Raw genomic sequence first — 20,269 nt, 5'->3', positions numbered from 1 at the left:
TGGGCTAAATCTGCCGAGGCGCAATCAGATTGCGGTCACCATCGTCTGTCCGGGATGTCCCCGCTCGCGAGCGCGAGCGGCCGACCCAAACCCGCAGCAGGGCCAGGAGCAGGTCGAGATCGACGGGCTTGGCGATGTAGTCGGACGCGCCGGCGTCCAGACATTTCTGGCGATCTCCTTTCATCGCTTTGGCTGTGACGGAAATCAGGGGAATGTGCGCGATCTTCGGCTGTGAGCGAATCCTGCGCATCGTCTCGTACCCATCCATCTCGGGCATCATGATATCGATCAGGGCGACATCGACGTCCGGCGCCTCTTCAAGCATGGCTATGCCGTCCCGCCCCCGCTCGGCATGCTGGACCTCGATACCGTAGGTCTCCAGCACGCTGGTCAGCGAATAGATGTTGCGAATGTCATCGTCGACGATGAGAACCCTGGCCCCAGCCAGATCGGCGTTGTCGAGTTGCTCGGACGCAGAGATCTCCTTGTCGGCCCTGTCGCCTGGAAGAGCCGCGGACATCAACAAGCCAAGCTGGGCAAAGTTGTCGGCACGCGGAACGTCGCTGAGGGGCGGATGCAAGGCGACCTGCTGCTGAAAGGCATCTGGATGGGGCGTGAAGAACAGCAGGCGCGGTACAGAATCGCCGAACTGAGACATGATCTCGTCGAGCATCTGGGCGTTGTCCTTGGCCGAACGGCCAAACCCGAACACCACGGCGTCATAGCCGGCAATACCGTTCCCGTCCGCGTTAGCCGCAACCCGGCCGATGGCGGTGACCGACGTGACGCCATCGCGAATGGCTTCGACCAGCGCCAGACGACGCTCGGAATCTGGATCGGCGACCAGCACCTTGCGCTGTATCCTGAGCGTCCTCGACTGAATGTCGTCGAAGACACGCGTAAGCTCGCCAGCGGACACCGGCTTGCTGGAAACGCTTGCGGCGCCACGGCGCGTGAGAAGCTCGATGTCCTCGGCCCCGGAGATAACGTGGATAGGTATGTTCCTGGTCTTCGGATCATGCCGTAAAAGGTCGAAAAGGACCCAGCCATCAATGTCCGAAAGGCCGAGATCGAGGGTGATCGCATCGGGCATGAGCTTGCGTGTAAGAGCCAGCGTTCCCGAGCCCGCCGTGGAAAGCACGCCTTTCAACCCCGCCGATCGCGCAAGACCAAGCAGCAGCCCGCCAAAAGTGGGGTCGTCCTCCACGATCAGCACCACCCTGTCCGACGGGTCGATCGAATCACGATCGTCGGCGAGTTCTGGCGTTCCCGCCGTGCTGGTAGCCGCAACGGACCCGGCAGCCGGCGAAAGCTCGATCTGCGGTGCAAGACTGCTGCTGCGGGGACCATCGAAGGGAATGACAAGCGTGAAGGTCGATCCCGTTCCAGGCTGGCTTTCGACACGCAACTCGCCGCCGAGGAGGCGGGCGATTTCCCGGCTGATCGAGAGGCCGAGGCCGGTGCCGCCATATTTGCGGCTGGTGGTCCCGTCGGCCTGTTGAAACGCCTCGAAGATCAGCTTTTGCTTGTCCTCCGGAATGCCGATGCCCGTGTCGGTGACGGCAATTGCCAGCGCCTTGGGTAGCGCTGTCGAGCCGTTCCCACGGCCGGTCCGCTCGGCATGGATGCTGAGCGTCACGTCGCCTTGGGACGTAAACTTGAACGCGTTGGACAAGAGATTGAGGACGATCTGCTGGAGCCGTTTTTCGTCCGTACGGATCGTTTCGGGCAGAGTCTGATCGATGTTGATCGTAAACCGCAGCCCCTTGTCGGCGGCCAGTTGCCGGAAGGTTCGCTCCATATGCTGACGCAGATGGGCGAGCGGCATGTCGTTGAGCTCGATCGAAACCGTGCCGGACTCGATTTTCGAAAGATCCAGTATGTCATTGATGAGGCTGAGCAAATCCGTGCCCGCCGAGTTGATCGTCCGCGCGAACTCGATCTGCTTGTCGTTCAGGTTGCCCTGCTGGTTGGTGGCGAGCAGGTTGGACAGGATCAACAGCGAATTCAGCGGGGTCCTCAGTTCGTGGCTCATATTCGCCAGGAATTCGGACTTGTACTTGGACGTCAGCGCCAGCTGTTCCGCCTTCTCCTCGAGTGCCCGTCTGGCCATTTCGATCTCGAGATTCTTGTTCTCGACCTGTTTTTTCTCATTTTCGAGGAGCTGCGCCTTCTCCTGCAATTCCTCGTTGGTGGCGTGAAGCTCTTCCTGTTTCTTGGTGAGCTCGGTCTGGCGCGACTGCAGTTCGGACGTCAAAAGCTGCGACTGCTTGAGAAGCCCTTCCGTGCGCATGGTCGCGGCGATCGTGTTGAGCACAATACCGACCGACTCCATCAATTGCTCGAGGAACAGGCGATGCGTGTCGCTGAAGCGGCTGAACGAAGCGAGCTCGATAACCGCCTTGACCTCTTCCTCGAACAATGCCGGCAGGACGATAGCGCTGGCCGGCGGTGCTTCGCCAAGGCCCGAGGTGATGCGCAGGAAGCTCGAAGGAACATCGTCGAGCATGATCGCCCGTTTGTCGGCTGCGCTTTGACCGATCAGACCTTCCCGGAAGTCCACACGCTGGCGGATCGCGGCTTTGCCTTCGGCGGCGTATGACGCGGCCAGTTCCAGATAGGATTCTTCCTCGTCGCGATTGGTCACGTAGAAAAGGCCGTACTGCGCGTTCACCAGCGGCGCGAGCTCCGAGATGATCATGCGCGACACCGTGGCCAGATCGCGCTCGCCCTGCAGCATGCGCGAGAACCGCGCGAGGTTGGTTTTCAGCCAATCCTGCTCGGCATTCTTGAGCGTCTGATCCTTCAGGTTGCGGATCATCTCGTTGATGTTGTCCTTGAGCGCCGCGACCTCCCCGGAAGCCTGGACGCTGATGGAACGGGTAAGATCACCCTTGGTGACCGCGGTCGAAACCTCGGCGATGGCCCGCACCTGGGTGGTCAGGTTCGCTGCCAGCTGATTGACGTTGTCGGTCAGGTCGCGCCACAGACCGGCGGCGCCCGGCACCCTGGCCTGGCCGCCGAGCTTGCCCTCGATACCGACCTCGCGTGCGACGTTGGTCACCTGATCGGCGAAGGTCGCAAGCGTTTCGATCATGCCGTTGATGGTGTCCGCCAGGGACGCGATCTCGCCCTTGGCATCCACGGCGAGTTTGCGCTTGAGATTTCCTTGTGCCACTGCGGTCACCACATCAGCGATGCCACGCACCTGGTTGGTCAGGTTGGTCGCCATGAGGTTGACGTTGTCGGTCAGGTCCTTCCATGTGCCGGCCACGCCCTCGACCTGTGCCTGGCCGCCGAGCTTGCCCTCGGTGCCGACCTCGCGCGCCACACGCGTCACCTCGCCGGCAAAGGAGTTGAGCTGGTCGACCATGGTGTTGATGGTGGACTTCAGCTCCAGGATCTCGCCCTTGACGTCGACGGTGATCTTCTTCGACAGATCGCCTCGCGCCACCGCGGTCGTCACATCGGCGATGTTGCGGACCTGGCCGGTAAGATTCTCGGCCATCGAATTGACGTTGTCGGTCAGGTCTTTCCAGGTGCCTGCGACACCGCGCACCTGTGCCTGGCCGCCAAGCTTCCCCTCGGTACCGACTTCGCGCGCGACACGCGTCACTTCCGAGGCGAACGAGTTGAGCTGATCCACCATCGTGTTGATGGTGTCCTTGAGTTCGAGAATTTCGCCGCGAACGTCGACCGTGATCTTCTTCGACAGGTCGCCCAGCGCAACGGCGGTCGTCACTTCCGCGATGTTGCGGACCTGGCCCGTCAGGTTGGCGGCCATGGCGTTGACATTGTCCGTCAGGTCCTTCCACGTGCCGGCGCCACCGCGTACCTGTGCCTGGCCGCCAAGCTTGCCGTCCGACCCCACTTCGCGGGCGACGCGCGTCACCTCTGATGCGAAGGAGTTCAGCTGGTCCACCATCGTGTTGATGACATCCTTGATCTGCAGAATCTCTCCCAATGCATCGACGGTGATTTTCTGGGTGAGATCGCCGGTGGCGATCGCGGTCGCGACCTTGGAGACATCGCGCAACTGGACGGTCAGGTTGCCGGCCATGGCATTGACGTTGTCGGTCAGGTCCTTCCAGGTGCCGCCGACCCCCTCGACATGGGCCTGACCGCCGAGTTTTCCCTCGGAGCCCACTTCGCGGGCGACGCGCGTGACTTCGGAGGCGAATGAATTGAGCTGGTCCACCATCGTGTTGACGGTGTTCTTGAGCTCCAGGATTTCGCCCTTCACGTCGACCGTGATCTTCTTGGAGAGATCCCCGCGCGCAACGGCCGTCGTCACGTCGGCAATGTTGCGCACTTGCCCGGTGAGATTGGCCGCCATCAGATTGACGTTGTCGGTCAGGTCCTTCCAGGTGCCTCCGACCCCTCGGACTTCTGCCTGGCCGCCCAGCTTTCCCTCGGTGCCAACTTCGCGTGCGACACGCGTCACCTCCGAGGCGAAGGAATTCAGCTGATCCACCATCGTGTTGATGGTGTTCTTGAGCTCCAGGATCTCGCCCTTCACGTCGACCGTGATCTTCTTCGACAGATCGCCCAGGGCCACCGCGGTGGTCACTTCGGCGATGTTGCGCACCTGGCCGGTCAGGTTGGCCGCCATTGAATTGACGTTGTCGGTCAAATCTTTCCAGGTTCCAGCGACACCCCGCACCTGCGCCTGGCCGCCGAGCTTTCCCTCCGTGCCGACCTCGCGCGCAACGCGCGTCACCTCGCCGGCAAACGAGTTGAGCTGGTCGACCATCGTATTGATGGTGGACTTCAGCTCCAGAATCTCGCCCTTCACGTCGACGGTGATCTTCTTCGACAGGTCGCCGAGCGCCACCGCGGTCGTCACATCGGCGATATTGCGGACCTGGCCGGTCAAGTTGGCGGCCATCAGGTTCACGCTGTCCGTCAGGTCCTTCCAGGTGCCACCCACGCCCTCGACGCGGGCTTGGCCGCCGAGTTTCCCCTCGGTGCCGACTTCGCGCGCGACGCGCGTCACCTCGCCGGCAAACGAGTTGAGCTGGTCGACCATGGTGTTGATGGTCGACTTCAGCTCCAGGATCTCGCCCTTCACGTCGACGGTGATCTTCTTTGACAAGTCACCCGACGCGACGGCCGTAGTCACCTCCGCGATGTTGCGCACCTGGCTCGTCAGATTGGTCGCCATCGCGTTCACATTGTCGGTCAGATCCTTCCAGGTGCCTGCCACACCCTTGACCCGCGCCTGTCCACCAAGTTTGCCCTCGGTGCCGACCTCGCGCGCCACTCGCGTCACCTCCGAAGTGAACGAGGCGAGTTGCTCGACCATTGTGTTGACGATTTTGCCGATCCGCAGGAATTCGCCGCGCAGCGGCCTCCCGTCGATCTCCACCATCATGGTCTGGGACAGATCGCCCTTGGCAACGGCGCCGATGACCCGGGCAACCTCGGCGGTCGGCTGCACCATGTCCTCGATCAGGTCGTTGACCGACCGAACGCTGGATTCCCAGCTGCCTTTGGCGTTCCTGACATGGCCCCGCTCGCTGATGCGCCCATCTTTGCCGACCACCCGGCTGAGCCGCGCGAATTCACGCGTCACCTGGTCATTGAGTTCGACAATTTGGTTGAACGTATCTGCGATTTCGCCACTCAGCCCGTCATAGACGTTTTCGATGCGGACGGAAAAATCTCCGTTTCGAAATGCCTTGAGAGCGCTGAGTATTTGCCGAGAATCCAGATGTTCCTTTGGTAACCGAGATACGCCCAAAAACCCCTCCCCACGCGGACCCCATGGCCAGACCAAGCCGAAAGCCCAAACGCGCGGATGCTTATTTTGTTCCACACGAGTTTCACGCCGCTTGGCGGCGTCGCAACGCTTTGGCCATAGCGCTTCTTGTCCACCGCCAATTGCAGCAACGAGACCGAGGCACGCCTCAGCATCCCTCAATGCCGCTTGAAATACTGCACCTCCTTCTCATGCTTCTCCGCCGCCTCGCGCGTATCAAACGTCCCCAAATTCCGCCGCTTCCCCGTCTTGTCGTCCTTCTTCCTCGAATAAAGCCGGTATTTTCCGTCTTTCAGCTTCCTGATCATCGGTCTCTCCCTTGGAAAAGACGAAGGGCCCGGCTGATGCCGAGCCCTTCTCATTGTCAGTCGCGGTGTTCGGGCATTTGTTTCAGCTGGTCCTTGGTCCAGCTGGTCACGGCGTGGATGTCGCCGTCCTCGTCGCGCATGAAATCGAGTTCGTTGGCCAGCACGGCCACGGGCTTCGCGCCGATGCCGAGGAAGCCGCCGACATCGATGACGACCTGGCCGGCATGCAGGTGGTCGACCGAGCCGATCTTCTCGTCGCCGGGGCCGTAGATGGTGGCGCCTTCGAGCGCATCCGGGGTCAGTTCGGCATTGGTCAGCCTGATGTGGTGGGTGTGGTCCATGGCCTGCATCTCCTGTTGGGGTGGGCAGAAGGAACCTGCGAGACAGCCAAGGGTTCCGACATTGCCGTTGATGACGGGGCGGATGACGGAGGATAGCGCCCTACGGCTTCGCCCGGGTCATGGTTTCGCGCCGCCGGCTCGATGAATCATCTTCTCATCGAACCGCGCCAACGCATTGTTTCGAAAGGCCTTGCGTTCAGCGCCCGCGCTTCGCCTTGAGGCCGCGCGCGGCCTGCTCGATCGCGACGCGATCGGTGCCGAGCCTGTCGATCAGCGCCTGCGCCTCGTCGCCCGATATGCCGGTACGGGCCGCCAGCGCTTCGACCTGCAGCACGTCCGTGCTGGCGATCTCGCCGGTTTCCGGAAGCGCATCGTCGGCCGTCAGCGGCAGGGCGGCTTCCCTGTCGATCTCCATCTCAGCCTGGTGCCAGTGCCGGTCATGGTCGCCATGGCCGCCGCCTTCGCGCTGCCAGATCTCGTAGGCGCGGTCGCGGATCTTGTCGTCGCGGTCGTCGTTCATGTCAGTTCTCCCTTGTGTGGGGGATGAACGCCGCGCCGGTGCGAACGATCCAAAAAATTTGCGTGATCGTCGGGATCACAAGCCGCGCCCTTCAGCCATGTTTACCCGGCACCGGCGCTACTCGCACTGGCGCCTGGGTCCGCCGGAATAGGGCTGGTAGCTGTTGTCGTCGGGCCGGTAGGAGCGGTAGCGGCTGAAGCAGGAATCGACATGGTCAGCCGAAAGCCCCGTCGTGGCGGCCATAGCGGCGTCGCCCGAGACATAGCTGACTTCGGCCGTAGGCTGCGCGCCCTGGTCGGCGCCGGCGTCGAGATAGGGCGAGACGCAGGGGCGCATCCGCCCGCTATAGGACATGTAGGTGTTGTCGTCGGGATGGTAGGAGCGGTAATGGCTGGCGCACCATTTGACATGCGGCCCCGGCAGTTCGGCCGCTCCAGCCGAAGGCGCGATCGAACCGGTCGCGGTCGGGTCGGGTGCCTGCTCCCTGGCGGCGATGTCGGGCGCCGCGGGCTGGTCGGCCGGCAGGCGTTCGAGGTTCTGCGCCGTCTTGTTCACCGGCCGCGCGTCCCTGGTCCACAGCTCCGCGACGCTCACGGTCCGCCTTGCCTCGTGCGGAGACTTGGCGGCGAGCAGCCAGGCGGCAAAGCCCAGCCCGCTGCCGAAGACCGCAAGGGTCAAGACAAAGCCGCCCACCAGTGCCAAAATCGCTTTCACGTCACGCTCCTTGAGCCCCTGCTTATAGAATGCGGAGCATTAAGGCTGGTTCCAGCATAGTGCGTGCAAGCGTGTGTGGGCGGGGCGCGGGCTGGGTTTCTCCTCAAACCGGCAGCCGCACCTCCACGGAAAACTGGTTCTCCACCGCCAGCAGCGCCGCCACCATCTCCTTGTCGCGCTGGCGCTGCCTGAGATAGCCGGCCAACAACCAGTCCAGCGAGACCCTGCCGGCGCCGGCGGCGGCCAGCACGAACATGCCGCCTGATATGGCCAGATCCTTTTCGAAATGCAGCAGTTCGTTCTGGCTGGCGAAGTTGGTGTGGAACAGCATGGCCGTGGCTAGGCAGAACAGGCCGAGCCCGATGGCGCCAAGCCGCGTCAGCAGGCCTGTCGCGACGGAAAGCCCCGCCCCCAGTTGCAGCGCCATGGTGGCGATGAACAGCGGCAGGCCGACGCCAAGGGCCGCCATGGCCTTGGCGGCGCCCTCGAAATGGGTGGCGAGCGTGGCGCCCTCATGCAGGAAGATGAGGGACAAAAGCAGGCGGCCGGCAAGCAGCGCCGCGTCCCGTAGGTACAGTCTGGCGGCGAGGCCGGTGAGCTTCGCGGCGCGTTCGTTCAGGGTCATGGTCGGGCTCCAGTGTCTTGACACCGTGCAGGCGTCGTCCGCGCGTGGGGATCGCGCGCAAATGTGTGAGGCTCGAAAGGGCCGGAGCCGGCTCGAGGGAGAGGCGCCGGCTCCGGCAATGGGCGCCAGCCACGAGCGCCCGAACTTTGGTGGGTTGGGGGATGGGTTAGCGCCAAGGCCCCCTCTCCGTCTCGGCTTCGCCGAGCCACCTCTCCCCCACTTCGCGGGGGCGAGGAAATCCTAGCTGCCGAGGTCGCGGCTTTGGAGAGCTTGGGTTCCTCGCCCCCATGGAATGGGGGAGATGGGCCGCGAAGCGGTCGGAGCGGGGGCTGCGCTGGCCTTCGCGAGCAAGGCAACCGCCTTGCCCGCCCTACTTCGTCACCTTGGTGTCGATGGCCTTCTGCAAATCGGCAAGCTCGTCGCAGCCGGCGGGGCACAGTTTCTGCAGCGAGGCCAGTTGCTCCTGAGCCTTGGCCATGTCGCCGGTCTCGACATAGAGCTCGCCCAGATATTCGCGGGCGGCCTTGTGGTCGGGCTTCAGCTCCAGCGCCTTGTTGTAGTAGGTCAGCGCGGTGGTGGGGTCGCCGGTCTTGCGCAGCGTGAAGCCAAGCAGATTGTAGACGTCGGCCTGCTGGTTGTCCTGCGCGAGGTCACGCAAATCCGCCAGCGCGCCCTTGTAGTCCTTGGCCTCGATCTTGGCCTTGACGGCGGTGAGGTCTGGCGCGTCGGCGCCTTCGATGTCGTCGACCGCATAGGCCGGCATGATCGTGGCGACGGGAACGACGGTCAGCACGGCGATGGCGCCGAGCAGGCCGCAGAGGGCGTGCTTGCCCATGAGGAATTGTTTCATTGTCTGTCTCGCTTGTCTGGATTGGGAGCTGACGCTCAAATTTCGACCGGAGTGAAGCCATAGGCATTGCCGTCCTTGACGAAGACGCCGGTGCCCGGGAACGGGAAGTGCGAACCGGAAATGCGGATGTTGTCCGCGATCACCCGGTCGATGATCTTGTGGCGCGTGGTGATTGCGGTGGCCCCATCCTGGTCGTAAGCGCCCTGCCATTCCGGATGCGGCGCCAGCAAAGCCGGCACATACATGGTGTCGGCCGAGATCATCAGCTGCTCCTTGCCGGAGTTGGCGAGATACACCGAGTGGCCGGGCGTGTGGCCGGGTGCGGCGATGATCTGGATGCCGGGCGCCACCTCGGCGCCGTCCTCGACCAGCTTCCAGTTCTTCCATTTCGGGAAGTTCTCGGCGATGCGCTTGCCCGCCGGCTTGCGGCCCTCGGGCAGCTTGGCCAGCCGGCTCGGGTCGGTCCACCAGTTGTATTCGGTGGCGTTGACGATCAGCTCGGCATTGGGGAACACCGGCGTGTTGGTGCCCTTCTCCATCAGGCCCCAGACATGGTCGGGGTGGAAATGCGAGATCATGATGGTGTCGATCGCCTTGTAGTCGATGCCGGCGGCGGCCATGTTGGCCGGCAGATGCGTGGCGTTGGCCTGCCACTGGCCGACGCCGGAGCCCGCATCCATCATGATCAGCTTGCCGCCCATCTTGAGCACCACGACGGTGAGCGGAATGGGCATGAAGTCGGTGGTCAGACCCGCCTTGGCGAGTGCGGCCTTGGTGTCGTCTACCGAGACATTCTTGATGAAGGCCGGGTCGTGCGGCTTCTTCCAGATGCCGTCATAGATAGCGGTGACCTCGATGTCGCCGACCGTGTATTTGTAGAAGCCGACGGTCGGCTCCACCGGCGTCTGCGCGAAAGCGGGGCGGGTGAATTCAAGCTTGCCGGCGAGGCCGAAGGCAGCGGCGGCAGTGGCGGTTCCGAGCAGTGTGCGGCGTGTCATGCTGAACATGGTGGTTCTTCCTCTGTTGAGTGGTGGCTAAAGGCACGTCTTGGAATGACGGAGGGCCAAGCCCCTGGGATGTTCGAAGACCGAGCGCTCAGTTGCCCCAGATGCCCTCGTCATTGTGCCGGTTGATGATGTCCTGCACCGACTCCTGCTTCGGCCCGGTCGTCACCTTGGTGTCGACGCCATGGGGACGTGCCGTGTAAGGGATCGAAGCCGTCGGGTTGGTGTCGACCGGAGCGGCCGGCTGGTTGGAATTGTTGGCGCCATGGTCGCTGCCGGCAAAGGCGGAACTCGAGGCAAGCAACATCGCGGCCACGCTGAGAGCGAGCTTGGTCATTTCGCTAAATCCTTGTTTCGTTTCTTCGCGTCGCGGGCCGATTTGCCCCGCTGATGACAAGACCCGGAAGGGCCGCGCTTTATTCCCGGGCGCCGAAAGATTTTTTCAAAAGGCCGGAAAACCGGCGGCTGCGGCCATGCGCAAGCCGCCCAGACACAATCCAGAAACAAGATTCAACAGTTCAGAAAAACTGGCGAAAAGATCGGATGGCATATCAATCCCTCAACGGCCGGAAATCTGGCCGCCGCACAGGCGCACGGGGTTGGGTTACGGGCAATGCAACGAGGTTTTCACGGATCGATGGGTGCCCTGCCCGGCATGTCGCTCGCCACAGGCAGCGCCCCGGCGACGTCCCGTATCCATGCTCCCGAACATGTGAAGACGGAGCGGCCGATTCCGTGATAACCGCGCGGCCAAAGAGGGACCCGGCGGTCAGCGATCGCCGGTCGGAATTCCGGAATCTTCCGTTTTGGAAGCTTCGGTCATTCCACCTCCATCAACAACGATCAAATTGCAGCGGCGGCACAGCCGACAATGCCTGCCGGCGCGGCGGCATGACCGAGATGTGCCCGTGACGGCTTAGCCAGGACGAGAAAGTTTGGAAATGGACCACGGTATCGATATCGCCGAACTGGACAGGGAAGCGGCAAGATCGGGCGGAGAGCCCGGGACCAGCCCCGACAGCGTCCATGCACTTGCGGGAATTGCCCTCGACGCGCGCCGCCAGGTCCTGGCAGGCGCCGATTTTGCCCGGGCGGGTCAGCCGGACGAGCGGCTCGACAAGGTCTTCGAGCAACTCGCCGAAACATTTGCCACGCTGCCGGCGGTGATCTCCGAGGGCCGCGCCTGGACCTATCGGGAGCTGGACAGCAGAGCCAACCAGTTCGCCCGCCTGCTGGTCAAGCGCGGCGTGCGCCCGGGCGACCGCGTCGGGCTCATCCTCGACCGCTCCGCGGAAACCTATGTCGCCCTGCTCGCCGTGGTGAAGGCGGGCGCCGCCTTCGTGCCGCTGGCCACCGCCTTTCCGCAGGAGCGCATGGCGCTCATCATCGAGGACGCCAGCGTCAGCCTGGTCGTCACCATCGCCACCTATGCATCGCGGGCCGGCGAGTTGCCGGTTCCGCATCTGTTGATCGACAGCGCCGCCGCCGAAATATCCGCCCAGTCCAGCGCGCCGCTGAAGGCGCACAAGGCATCGGCCGCCACTGCGATCGAAGACATCTGCTACGTCCTCTATACGTCGGGCACGACCGGCAGGCCCAAGGGCGTGGCCATCCGCCACCAGAGCTTCGTCAACTTCATCCGCGTCGCCGCCGCGTCCTACGGCTACCGGCCGGGCGATCGCGTCTACCAGGGCATGACCATCGCCTTCGACTTTTCCTCCGAAGAGATCTGGGTGCCGTTCGTCGCCGGCGCGACCGTCGTGCCGGCACCGGGCCAGATGCCATTGGTGGGCGAAGAGCTCGCCGATTTCCTGCGCCATCACGACATCACCTGCATGGCCTGCAGCCCGACGCTTCTGTCGTCCATGACATCGGATGTGCCCAGCCTGCGCACGCTGCTGGTCGGCGGCGAGGCCTGCCCGCACAATCTGGTGGTGCGCTGGTCGAAGCCCGGCCGGCAGATCCTCAACACCTATGGCCCGACAGAGGCGACCGTCACGGCAACCATGGGTGCGCTGACGCCGGACCGGCCGGTGACCATCGGCGCGCCGCTGCCCACCTATTCGATCGTCATTCTCGACCCTTCGCTGCCGCAACTTGCCGAGCCTGGTGAACTGGGCGAGATCGGCATTGCCGGCATCGGGCTGGCGGTCGGCTATCTCAACCGGCCGGACCTGACCGAACAGAAATTCATTGCCGACTTCCTCGGCCTGCCGAACAACCCGTCGAAGCGCATCTACCGCACCGGCGACCTTGGCCGGATCAACGACGCCGGCGAGATCGAATATGCCGGGCGCATCGACACCCAGGTCAAGATCCGCGGCTATCGCATCGAACTCGGCGAGATCGAGGCCGTGCTTTTGGACCAGCCTGAGATCGCGCAGGCCGCCGTCACCACCTGGGAGATCGAGCCCGGCCGCGTCGAGCTCGTTGCCTATTACGCGCCCAAGGCCGGCCAGCCGGCGCTCCCGCGCGCCGACATTGCCCAGACGATGAAGCGGCGGCTGCCGGACTACATGGTGCCCTCCTACCTGGAGGAACTGCCGGCGATCCCGATGACGGTCTCCAACAAGGTCGATCTTCGCCAGTTGCCCAAGCCGACCAGCGTCCGGCTTTCGGCCGACCGCGCCATGGTGGCGCCCGGCAATGACGACGAGCGTTTCCTGGCCGACGCGCTATGCGCCGTGCTGAAGTTCGACGACGTGTCGGTCGAGGACAATTTCTTCGACGACCTCGGCGCCAACTCGCTGCTCATGGCCCATTTCTGCGCCCGCGTGCGCACCCGCAAGGAATGGGCGACGACGTCGATGCGCGACATCTATCTCTATCCGACCGTGGCGCGCCTGGCCAAGCACCTGAGCGCGGCGGAAGAGCTGACGAGCGCCACCAACGAGCCCGTTCTCACCCGCCAGGCGTCCAATCTCGTCTACTGGACCTGCGGCGCGGCGCAGCTGCTGTTTTACGCGCTCTACAGCTACGTGGCGCTGTGGGCGATCAATGACGGCCTCAACTGGGTCTATGACGCGCTCGACGAGCCGCTGCAGCTCTACATCAGGTGCGTGGTGCTCTCGGCCGGCGTGTTCTTCGGCATGTCGGGCTTTGCCGTTGTCGCCAAATGGGTGCTCGTCGGCCGCTGGAAGGCGGAAGCGTTCCCGATCTGGGGCCTGCGCTACTATCGTTTCTGGGTGGTGAAAACCTTGATCCGCACGGCACCTGTCGTGCTGTTCCGCGGCAGCCCGCTCTACAGCCTTTACCTGCAGCTTCTGGGAACCAGGATTGGCAAGAACGTGGTCATCGAATCCCGTGCCGTGCCAGTATGCACCGACCTGATTTCGATCGGCGACCGAACCATCCTGCGCAAGGAATCGCTGATCCTCGGCTATCGCGCCCAGGCCGGCTATATCCACACCGGGCCGCTGAACATCGGCCGCGATGCCTTCGTCGGCGTCGGCTGCACGCTCGACATCGACACTGCGATCGGCGATGGCGGCCAGCTTGGCCATTCCTCCTCGCTGCAGCGCGGGCAAAGCATCCCCGACGGCGAACACTGGCATGGATCGCCGGCGGTGCCGACCACGGCGGACTATTGCAAGGTGCGCAACGTCAATCCTCCCCGCATCCGTCGCTTCCTCTACGAAGCCGTGCAACTGATAGGGCTGTTTGCCATCATCACCCCGCTGCCGCTTCTGTTCCACAGCTATTGGGAGAATGTCGGCGACGACTATCAGGAGACGATCGGCATTGTGGCGATCGGCACGACGGTCACGCTTTTCGGCTACATCGCCGTCGCCTTCCTCGCCGCCACGCTGGTGCCGCGCCTGTTCAGCCTGATCCTGAAACCCGGCCGCACCTACACGCTTTACGGCTTCCGCTACTGGCTGCAGACGGTTGCCGAGTTCTCGAGCAACTCGCGCGTGCTCGGGCTGCTGTTCGGCGACAGCTCGGCCATCGTCCATTACATGAGCGCCATCGGCTGGAACCTCAACAAGGTGGTGCAGACCGGCTCCAATTTCGGCTCCAACCAGCAGCACGAAAACCCGCTCCTGTGCGAGATCGGCACTCAGACCATGGTGTCGGACGGGCTTTTCATGATCAACATGCACAAGTCCGCTTCCGCGTTCCGGCTCGAGCCGACGCGGATCGGCGAGCGCAACTATCTCGGCAACAACATCTACTATCCGCCGGACGGACGCACGGGCGACAACGTCCTGCTCGGCACCAAGGTGATGGTCCCGATCGACGGGCCTTTGCGCGAGAATGTCGGCCTTCTGGGCTCGCCCCCCTTTGAAATCCCGCGCATGGTGAACCGCGACAAGGAACTCATCGCCGGCATCGACGAGGAAGACCGGCTGAAGCGCATTCCGCTCAAGAACCGTCACAATCTGGTGACGATCCTCCTGTTCATCGCCACGCAGTGGGTCATGCTGTTCGCCACGCTGGCGATCTGGGACCGGGCGCTGAACTACTACACCGAATGGGCGGAGATCGCGCTCTTCGTGGCGGTGCTTTTGACCTCGGCCATCACCATTCCGTTCTACATCTTCGTCGAGCGGGCAAGCCTTGGTTTTCGCAAGCTGAAGCCGCAGATGACGACGATCTACGACGTCACCTTCTGGCGCCATGAGCGCCACTGGAAGCTGGCGGATTCGCCCATCGTGCGCCTGTTCGCCGGCACGCCGTTCCGGCCGATGATCCTGCGCATGCTGGGCGTCAAGGTGGGCAAGCGCGTCTATGACGGCGGCGCCAATTTGACCGAGCGCTCGCTGGTGGAGATCGGCGACGACGTCACGCTTAACGAAGGCTGCGTCATCCAGGCCCATTCGCTGGAGGAAGGCGCGTTCAAGTCCGACTTCATCCGCATCGGCGATGGCTGCACGCTCGGGCCGTCCGCCTTCGTCCACTACGGCGTCGTGATGGGCAAGGGATCGATGGTCGATGCCGATTCCTTCGTGATGAAGGGCGAGGAGCTGGAGCCCAACTCCATCTGGCGCGGCAACCCGGCCAAGCTGCACCGGTTCGTCGAGCCGGTCAGCGAGGGCTCCGGGGCATCTTCTTGACGGACCGCGCGCCTGGCACCGTGGACATCCGTATCGTCCCGGTGACCAAGGCCAATCGAGCCCTGGTCACGGCCCTGCGACTGGCTCCGGAGCAGGTGGACTTCGTCGCCGGCAATGCGGACTCGCTGCGCGAAGCCCGGTCCGATCGGGACGCGCGGCCGCGCGCGGTGATGGCCGGGGACCAGCTTGTCGGATTCCTGATGTACGAGGCGCCACGCGACGATGACGAGGCCCGCATCTACCGCTTCATGGTCGACCGCGCCTGGCAGGGCCGTGGCTGTGGCAAGGCCGCGCTGCGGGCGGTGCTGGAGGAAATCCAAGGGCTCGGCCACGTCAGGCACGTGTCGATCTGCTACGAATCGGAGAACGAGGCGGCACGGCGGCTCTATCGCAGCGCCGGTTTCGTCGAAGAGGGGCTCGACGAGGACGGGGAAATGATCGCCGATCTCGTCCTGGCGCCCGCCGACCGATGACGCCATCAGTCGATCCGTCCGAGGAAATCGCCCTGGCACGCGCCATGGCCGCCATGGCCCCGGCCGGGGTCCGCACCGGCTGCAGGATCATCCGCGAAGGCGACGAGACCCATCTGTTGTCGGCGGAGGCAGGCTCCATCCCCGCCCGCCAGCCCGCCATGCGGCGGGCCAGCGGCGCGGCGCGCTGGATCGCGCACCGGCTGCTGGCGGATGCCGGCTTCGACGGTTTCGCCCTCTTGCGCACGCCCTCCGGCGCGCCCGCCTGGCCGCAGGGGATAACCGGCTCGCTCGCCCATGACGACGACATGGCCGTGGCAGCGGTCGCACCCGTTGCCGGCATCGGCTCGCTGGGCATCGATGTCGAACCGGCGCTGCCCCTGCCCGATGAGATTTCCGCCCTCGTTGCCATGCCCGCCGACCGGACGGGTACCGCCGACCGGCAGCTTGCCGGCCGCGTCCTCTTCGCCGCCAAGGAAGCGGTCTACAAGGCTGCCTATCCGCTGGACCGCGAGGTGCTGGGCTACGAGGACATCGTCGTGAACTTGGAGGCCGGCCACGCGACGACGAGGACCGGCCGCCGGGTCAGGATCGCATACTGCATTGCCTCGCGTGTGGTCGTGCTGGCGTTTGTCGACGGTGATGGGGTTTAGGGTCAGCCCGACTATTCCTGCTGCGTTACGACATCATGAGTTTCCGGCCGAATGCAGCAATCTTTGGCGTCAGCGCCGCCCCTCACTGTCCTGCCGGACATCTCTCCCCGTATAGTGACGGGGAGAGAGGACCGGCCGCAACGCCGGTGGTTTTCCTGCAACGCTTGAGATTGGCGAAATCGGCGACGGTAGCGCCCCTCTCCCCGTCACTACACGGGGAGAGGATGCCGGCAGGCAGGTGAGGGGCAGCGCAGACGCTGGCCATTATGAACAGTTGCTATGACGCAAGCAGGAGTAACATCCTGGCGTCATGAGCCGGCAGCCGGATTCTTCGAGGGCCTTTCTTCCCGAACGCCCAAAATCTCCCGATAATCCCTCACCTTCCCATCCAGCCCGCGTATGCGCCAGCTTTCCCCGTCCTGTCCCTCGATAGGACAGGGTCCGAGCGGCACCTTCCCTCCCCCTTCCGGCAGGTCGATGACATAGATCGGATTGCAGATGCCCGACAGGCGCGCGCGCAGCGCTTCCACCAGCGCCTGGCCGTGCGCGATCGTGGTGCGCCGGTGCGCCATGCCACGCGCGAGGTCGCCATGGTGCAGGTAATAGGGTTTTATCCCCAGCCGGTACATCAGCTCGCGGCAGAGCTCTTCCAGCGCCTCGACCGTATCGTTGACGCCCTTCAGCAGAACGCTCTGGTTGAGCAGCACGAAACCGGCCTGTCGCAAGGTGCGGCAAGCGGCTTCGGCGGCATCGGTGATCTCGCGCGCGTGGTTGAAGTGGGTGACCACCGTCACCATCAGCCGACCCTGCAGTGCCGCGACCAGCCCTGGCGTGATGCGCGACGGCAGCGCCACCGGGACGCGCGTGTGGATGCGCAACAGCCGCACATGGGCAATAGTCTCGACACGGGCGCGGATTTCGGCAAGTGCCTTATCCGGCAGCGACAGCGGATCGCCGCCGGTCAGGATCACTTCGCGGATTTCGGGATGATCCGCTATATAGGCCAGCGCCGGCTCCAGCGCCTCGCGCGTATAGCCACGGCCGATCGAGGTCAGCGATTCCTTGCGGAAGCAGAACCGGCAATAGACCGCGCATTGATAGGTCGGGAACAACAGCACCCGGTCGGCATGGCGATGCGTCAATCGCGGCACCGGGCTGAATTCATGATCGGCGATCGGATCGCCGAGCTCGCCCTCGGCCTCCTCCAATTCCCCAGGCGACGGGATCACCTGGGCCCGGATCGGATCGGCCGGATCGTTCCAGTCGATCAGGTCGAGATAGCTTTTTGGCGCGCGCACCTTGTGCAGCGTGGCGGCAGCCTGCGCGGCTTCGCGTTCGGCCGGCGAGAGCGGCAGGGAGGCGAGGTCGCGCACATGGCGCACGCCCTGGCGGACATCGTCCTGCCAGGCGGTGTCGGGAGCGCGGGTTGTATCTCTGAGGTTGGGCATTAGCAGGTCTCGGGCTGTTCGCGCGGACCTATCGGCTGGATGGGCGGCGCGGTCAACCACCGGGGAAGCCAACCACGCCCGCCGCGCTCTACGGCGCCCATTGGGGGCGTCCAACAGTCACACCGTCTTCTTGCCCGCGCCGGCCATCGCCATAAAAGCGCTTTCAATCGTCTCGAACCTCAGCTCTGGATAGAGCGTCCCCGCTTCCGGAGTGGCCGTCTCGAGCGCGGTCTCGCCACGGAGCCAGAACGCCCGCAGCAATCCAAGGCCGGGAACCGCCGCGATCATCGCCTCCAACTCATCGGCGCTCATCTGCTTGACGCGCGGCGAGCGGCCACTCACCCGGCGCCACAGCTCGATCATCCCGCTCTGCGTGATCTTGTTCTGCGCGACGCGGATCTCGCCGCGAACAGCATCGGGATCCTCCAGCGCGCGCATCGTGACGGCGGCGATATCCTTCTCGCTGACAAATGTCGCCGGCACATTGCCGTCGCCATAGAGCGTCACCTCGTCGGGCGGCAGCGGCGAGGAGCCGAAGCGCGTCAGGTCTCCCAGGGTCGCCACCCAGGTCGAGAAGAAGCCGTTGGTGTAGATCACCGTATAGGGCAGGTCGGCCTCCCGGACCGCGTCGAAGACGGCCCGCTTGATGTCGAGCGGTTCGATCGAGCCGGGCGCGGCGGCGGCGAAGTCGAGGCCGAAGCCGGCGGACGGCACATAGCGGGAGACGCCGGCATCCCTGACGGCGCGCACCAGCGTCATCTCGCTGGCCGAGCCGACATGCACCGAGCTGATGACGCGATCGACCTTGCCGACCGCGCGCACAAGGCTGTCATAGTCGTCGAGATCGCCGACATGCACCGTGGCGCCGAGCTCCTTCAGCGGGCGCATCCGCTCTCCATTGGCTGATGTTGCCGGCCGGACGAGTACATGCAAGCTGTCGCCATTGCGCGCGCTGGCCTTCGCCATCTCGCTGCCGAGAAGCCCGGTCGCGCCGATGATCAACGTGCTGGTCATATCGCCCTCCCATTGCCGAGAATTGAACCGTCCCAGTCGCGTTCAAGGCCGATGTCATGCAAACGGCGGTCGGAAAGCCGGGAAACCTTGCGCAATGTGCGGCGGCGCTCGAACGCTGCCGCGCTTCGCATGGCAAGGCCGCTCACCGCGGCAGTGATGGGTCCAAGGGTCAGGTTCATGTTCGTCTCCTGTGTTCTAGCGGGCGCGAGAATGCCGATGTCGCCCACCGGGCGAGCATGACGATTGCTCACACTTGTCTGGTCAATTCAGCGCATCGATAAACCGGAAGTCCGGTGTGGATGCTTGGTACGCCTGAATATTGGGCGGTTTCGGGCTGGACGACAAACGACTCTTTGTGCAGGATTTGTGAGCAACGCTCACAGGTGGAACCCATGCCGCGCAGATTGCCGCCCCTCACCGCCTTGCCCGCCTTCGACGCGGCCGCCAGGCATTTGAGCTTCTCCAAGGCGGCGGAAGAGCTCAACCTCACTCATGGCGCCGTCAGCCGCGCCATCCGCAACATCGAGGACAGGCTGGGCATCCAGCTCTTCGATCGCGGCACGCGCTCCGTGCGCCTGACCGCTGTCGGCGCGGCCTATGCGGCGGAGGTCGGCAAGGCGCTCGACCAGATCGCCGCCGCCACCATCGCCGCCACGCCCGACCGCTCGACGCGCATCCTGAACGTCAGCACGTCGGACGGCTTTGCCGGCCGCTGGCTGGTGCCGAGGCTGCACCGCTTCCATCGCGCCAATCCCGACATCGACGTGCGGCTGGCGACTTCGGGCGTGCTGGCCGATTTCGTCAGCGACGGCATCGACATATCCATCCGCTACGGCCGCGGCGGCTATACCGGGGTGACGGCGGAATTCCTCGCCGACGAGGAGGTCTTCCCGGTCTGCAGCCCGGAACTGCTGCAAGGCGAGCACCCGCTGCGGCAGCCCACGGATTTGAGGCATCACAAACTGATCCACGACGCCTTCCGCATCGACTGGGCGACATGGCTTGAACAGGCCGGCGTCGAAGGTATCGACCCCAAACGCGGCGTGCGCTTCGATTCCGCCACCTTCGCCGTCGAGGCGGCCGTGCATGGCGAAGGCGTGCTGCTCGGCCGCAGCGCGCTGGTCTCGGCCGACCTCGCGGCCGGGCGGCTGGTGCGACCCTTCGACCTCGCGCTGAAATCAGCCGCCAGCTACTACGTCGTCTATCCCGAAGGCGCGCTGCGCCAGAAAAAGGTCAGGGCGTTCCGCGACTGGCTGTTCGCCGAGATCGCGGCCGACTGGGTCGGCGTGCCCAAGAGCGAGCCTTGAGCCCAAGTTGTTGACTCCGGCGGGGATTCGCATGCCAACGTCCCCATACGTCAGGCGGGGACCTTCGATGAAAAGAGCTTATTTCAAACCGGTGCTGACCAAGCACCAGAAACTGTCGGCCGTAACGGCACAGGTGAGCAACTCCAACGACTCCCAGGCGCCCGAAGCCACCTGAGCGCATCCGGTTCCATAGATTG

16 protein-coding genes are annotated in these 20,269 nt (G+C 64.2%); 4 read left to right on the top strand and 12 right to left on the bottom strand.

Features of this window, described 5'->3' with window-relative positions; translation table 11 throughout:
* Positions 1-4 precede the first annotated feature (4 nt).
* The 9 genes from EN850_RS14225 to EN850_RS14185 form a co-directional block, all read right to left on the bottom strand.
* Positions 5-5,743, bottom strand: coding sequence for a HAMP domain-containing protein (locus tag EN850_RS14225; RefSeq protein WP_189591105.1), 5,739 nt, complete (start codon positions 5,741-5,743; stop codon positions 5-7).
* A gap of 176 nt (positions 5,744-5,919) precedes the next feature.
* Entirely contained in the window at positions 5,920-6,069 is a 150-nt protein-coding gene (locus EN850_RS14220) for a hypothetical protein (protein WP_086081318.1), read from the bottom strand.
* Between the two features lie 56 nt (positions 6,070-6,125).
* The gene (locus EN850_RS14215; protein WP_135916529.1) at positions 6,126-6,410 is read right to left on the bottom strand and encodes a PRC-barrel domain containing protein; all 285 of its coding nucleotides are present in this window, start codon (positions 6,408-6,410) and stop codon (positions 6,126-6,128) included.
* A 196-nt stretch (positions 6,411-6,606) separates the two neighbouring features.
* Positions 6,607-6,930 (bottom strand): DUF2934 domain-containing protein, encoded by a 324-nt coding sequence (locus EN850_RS14210; RefSeq protein WP_127870289.1) that lies wholly within the window; start codon positions 6,928-6,930, stop codon positions 6,607-6,609.
* A gap of 117 nt (positions 6,931-7,047) precedes the next feature.
* A complete protein-coding gene (locus EN850_RS14205; RefSeq protein ID WP_136091568.1) occupies positions 7,048-7,644 on the bottom strand; it encodes a BA14K family protein in 597 nt (198 codons plus the stop codon).
* 103 nt (positions 7,645-7,747) lie between these two features.
* Entirely contained in the window at positions 7,748-8,269 is a 522-nt protein-coding gene (locus EN850_RS14200; RefSeq protein ID WP_136091567.1) for a DoxX family protein, read from the bottom strand.
* A 370-nt stretch (positions 8,270-8,639) separates the two neighbouring features.
* Positions 8,640-9,119 carry a tetratricopeptide repeat protein gene (locus EN850_RS14195; RefSeq protein WP_136091566.1) on the bottom strand — a complete coding sequence of 160 codons (480 nt, stop codon included), beginning with the start codon at positions 9,117-9,119 and terminating at the stop codon, positions 8,640-8,642.
* Positions 9,120-9,154: 35 nt separating this feature from the next.
* The gene (locus EN850_RS14190) at positions 9,155-10,126 is read right to left on the bottom strand and encodes an MBL fold metallo-hydrolase (RefSeq protein ID WP_136091565.1); all 972 of its coding nucleotides are present in this window, start codon (positions 10,124-10,126) and stop codon (positions 9,155-9,157) included.
* Between the two features lie 88 nt (positions 10,127-10,214).
* Positions 10,215-10,460, bottom strand: coding sequence for a DUF680 domain-containing protein (locus EN850_RS14185; protein WP_136091564.1), 246 nt, complete (start codon positions 10,458-10,460; stop codon positions 10,215-10,217).
* A 604-nt stretch (positions 10,461-11,064) separates the two neighbouring features.
* Between EN850_RS14185 and EN850_RS14180 the strand changes: the two genes are divergently transcribed.
* From EN850_RS14180 to EN850_RS14170, 3 genes are read left to right on the top strand one after another with little or no spacing between them, the layout of a single operon-like run.
* Entirely contained in the window at positions 11,065-15,180 is a 4,116-nt protein-coding gene (locus EN850_RS14180; protein WP_189591102.1) for a Pls/PosA family non-ribosomal peptide synthetase, read from the top strand.
* Positions 15,177-15,653 carry a GNAT family N-acetyltransferase gene (locus EN850_RS14175; protein ID WP_136091562.1) on the top strand — a complete coding sequence of 159 codons (477 nt, stop codon included), beginning with the start codon at positions 15,177-15,179 and terminating at the stop codon, positions 15,651-15,653. The genes EN850_RS14180 and EN850_RS14175 overlap by 4 nt, the downstream gene beginning before the upstream one ends.
* A complete protein-coding gene (locus tag EN850_RS14170; protein ID WP_136091561.1) occupies positions 15,650-16,303 on the top strand; it encodes a 4'-phosphopantetheinyl transferase superfamily protein in 654 nt (217 codons plus the stop codon). Before EN850_RS14175 ends, EN850_RS14170 begins: the two co-directional genes overlap by 4 nt.
* 308 nt (positions 16,304-16,611) lie before the next feature.
* Here the strand turns inward: EN850_RS14170 and EN850_RS14160 are convergent, their stop codons facing one another.
* From EN850_RS14160 to EN850_RS14150, 3 genes are all read right to left on the bottom strand, one after another.
* Positions 16,612-17,751 carry a KamA family radical SAM protein gene (locus EN850_RS14160; protein ID WP_136091560.1) on the bottom strand — a complete coding sequence of 380 codons (1,140 nt, stop codon included), beginning with the start codon at positions 17,749-17,751 and terminating at the stop codon, positions 16,612-16,614.
* Positions 17,752-17,868: 117 nt separating this feature from the next.
* A complete protein-coding gene (locus tag EN850_RS14155) occupies positions 17,869-18,765 on the bottom strand; it encodes an NmrA family NAD(P)-binding protein (protein WP_136091559.1) in 897 nt (298 codons plus the stop codon).
* Positions 18,762-18,944, bottom strand: a complete 183-nt coding sequence (locus tag EN850_RS14150; RefSeq protein ID WP_127278399.1) for a DUF1127 domain-containing protein — start codon at positions 18,942-18,944, stop codon at positions 18,762-18,764. Before EN850_RS14150 ends, EN850_RS14155 begins: the two co-directional genes overlap by 4 nt.
* A 213-nt stretch (positions 18,945-19,157) precedes the next feature.
* On the opposite strand from EN850_RS14150, the gene EN850_RS14145 reads away from it, so the two are divergent.
* Positions 19,158-20,072 (top strand): transcriptional regulator GcvA, encoded by a 915-nt coding sequence (locus tag EN850_RS14145; protein ID WP_136091558.1) that lies wholly within the window; start codon positions 19,158-19,160, stop codon positions 20,070-20,072.
* Positions 20,073-20,269 lie beyond the last annotated feature (197 nt).

It is taken from the genome of Mesorhizobium sp. M8A.F.Ca.ET.207.01.1.1 (genome assembly GCF_004794715.1).
In the GTDB taxonomy this organism is placed as follows: domain Bacteria; phylum Pseudomonadota; class Alphaproteobacteria; order Rhizobiales; family Rhizobiaceae; genus Mesorhizobium.
This window is presented reverse-complemented; position numbering and strand designations above follow the sequence as displayed.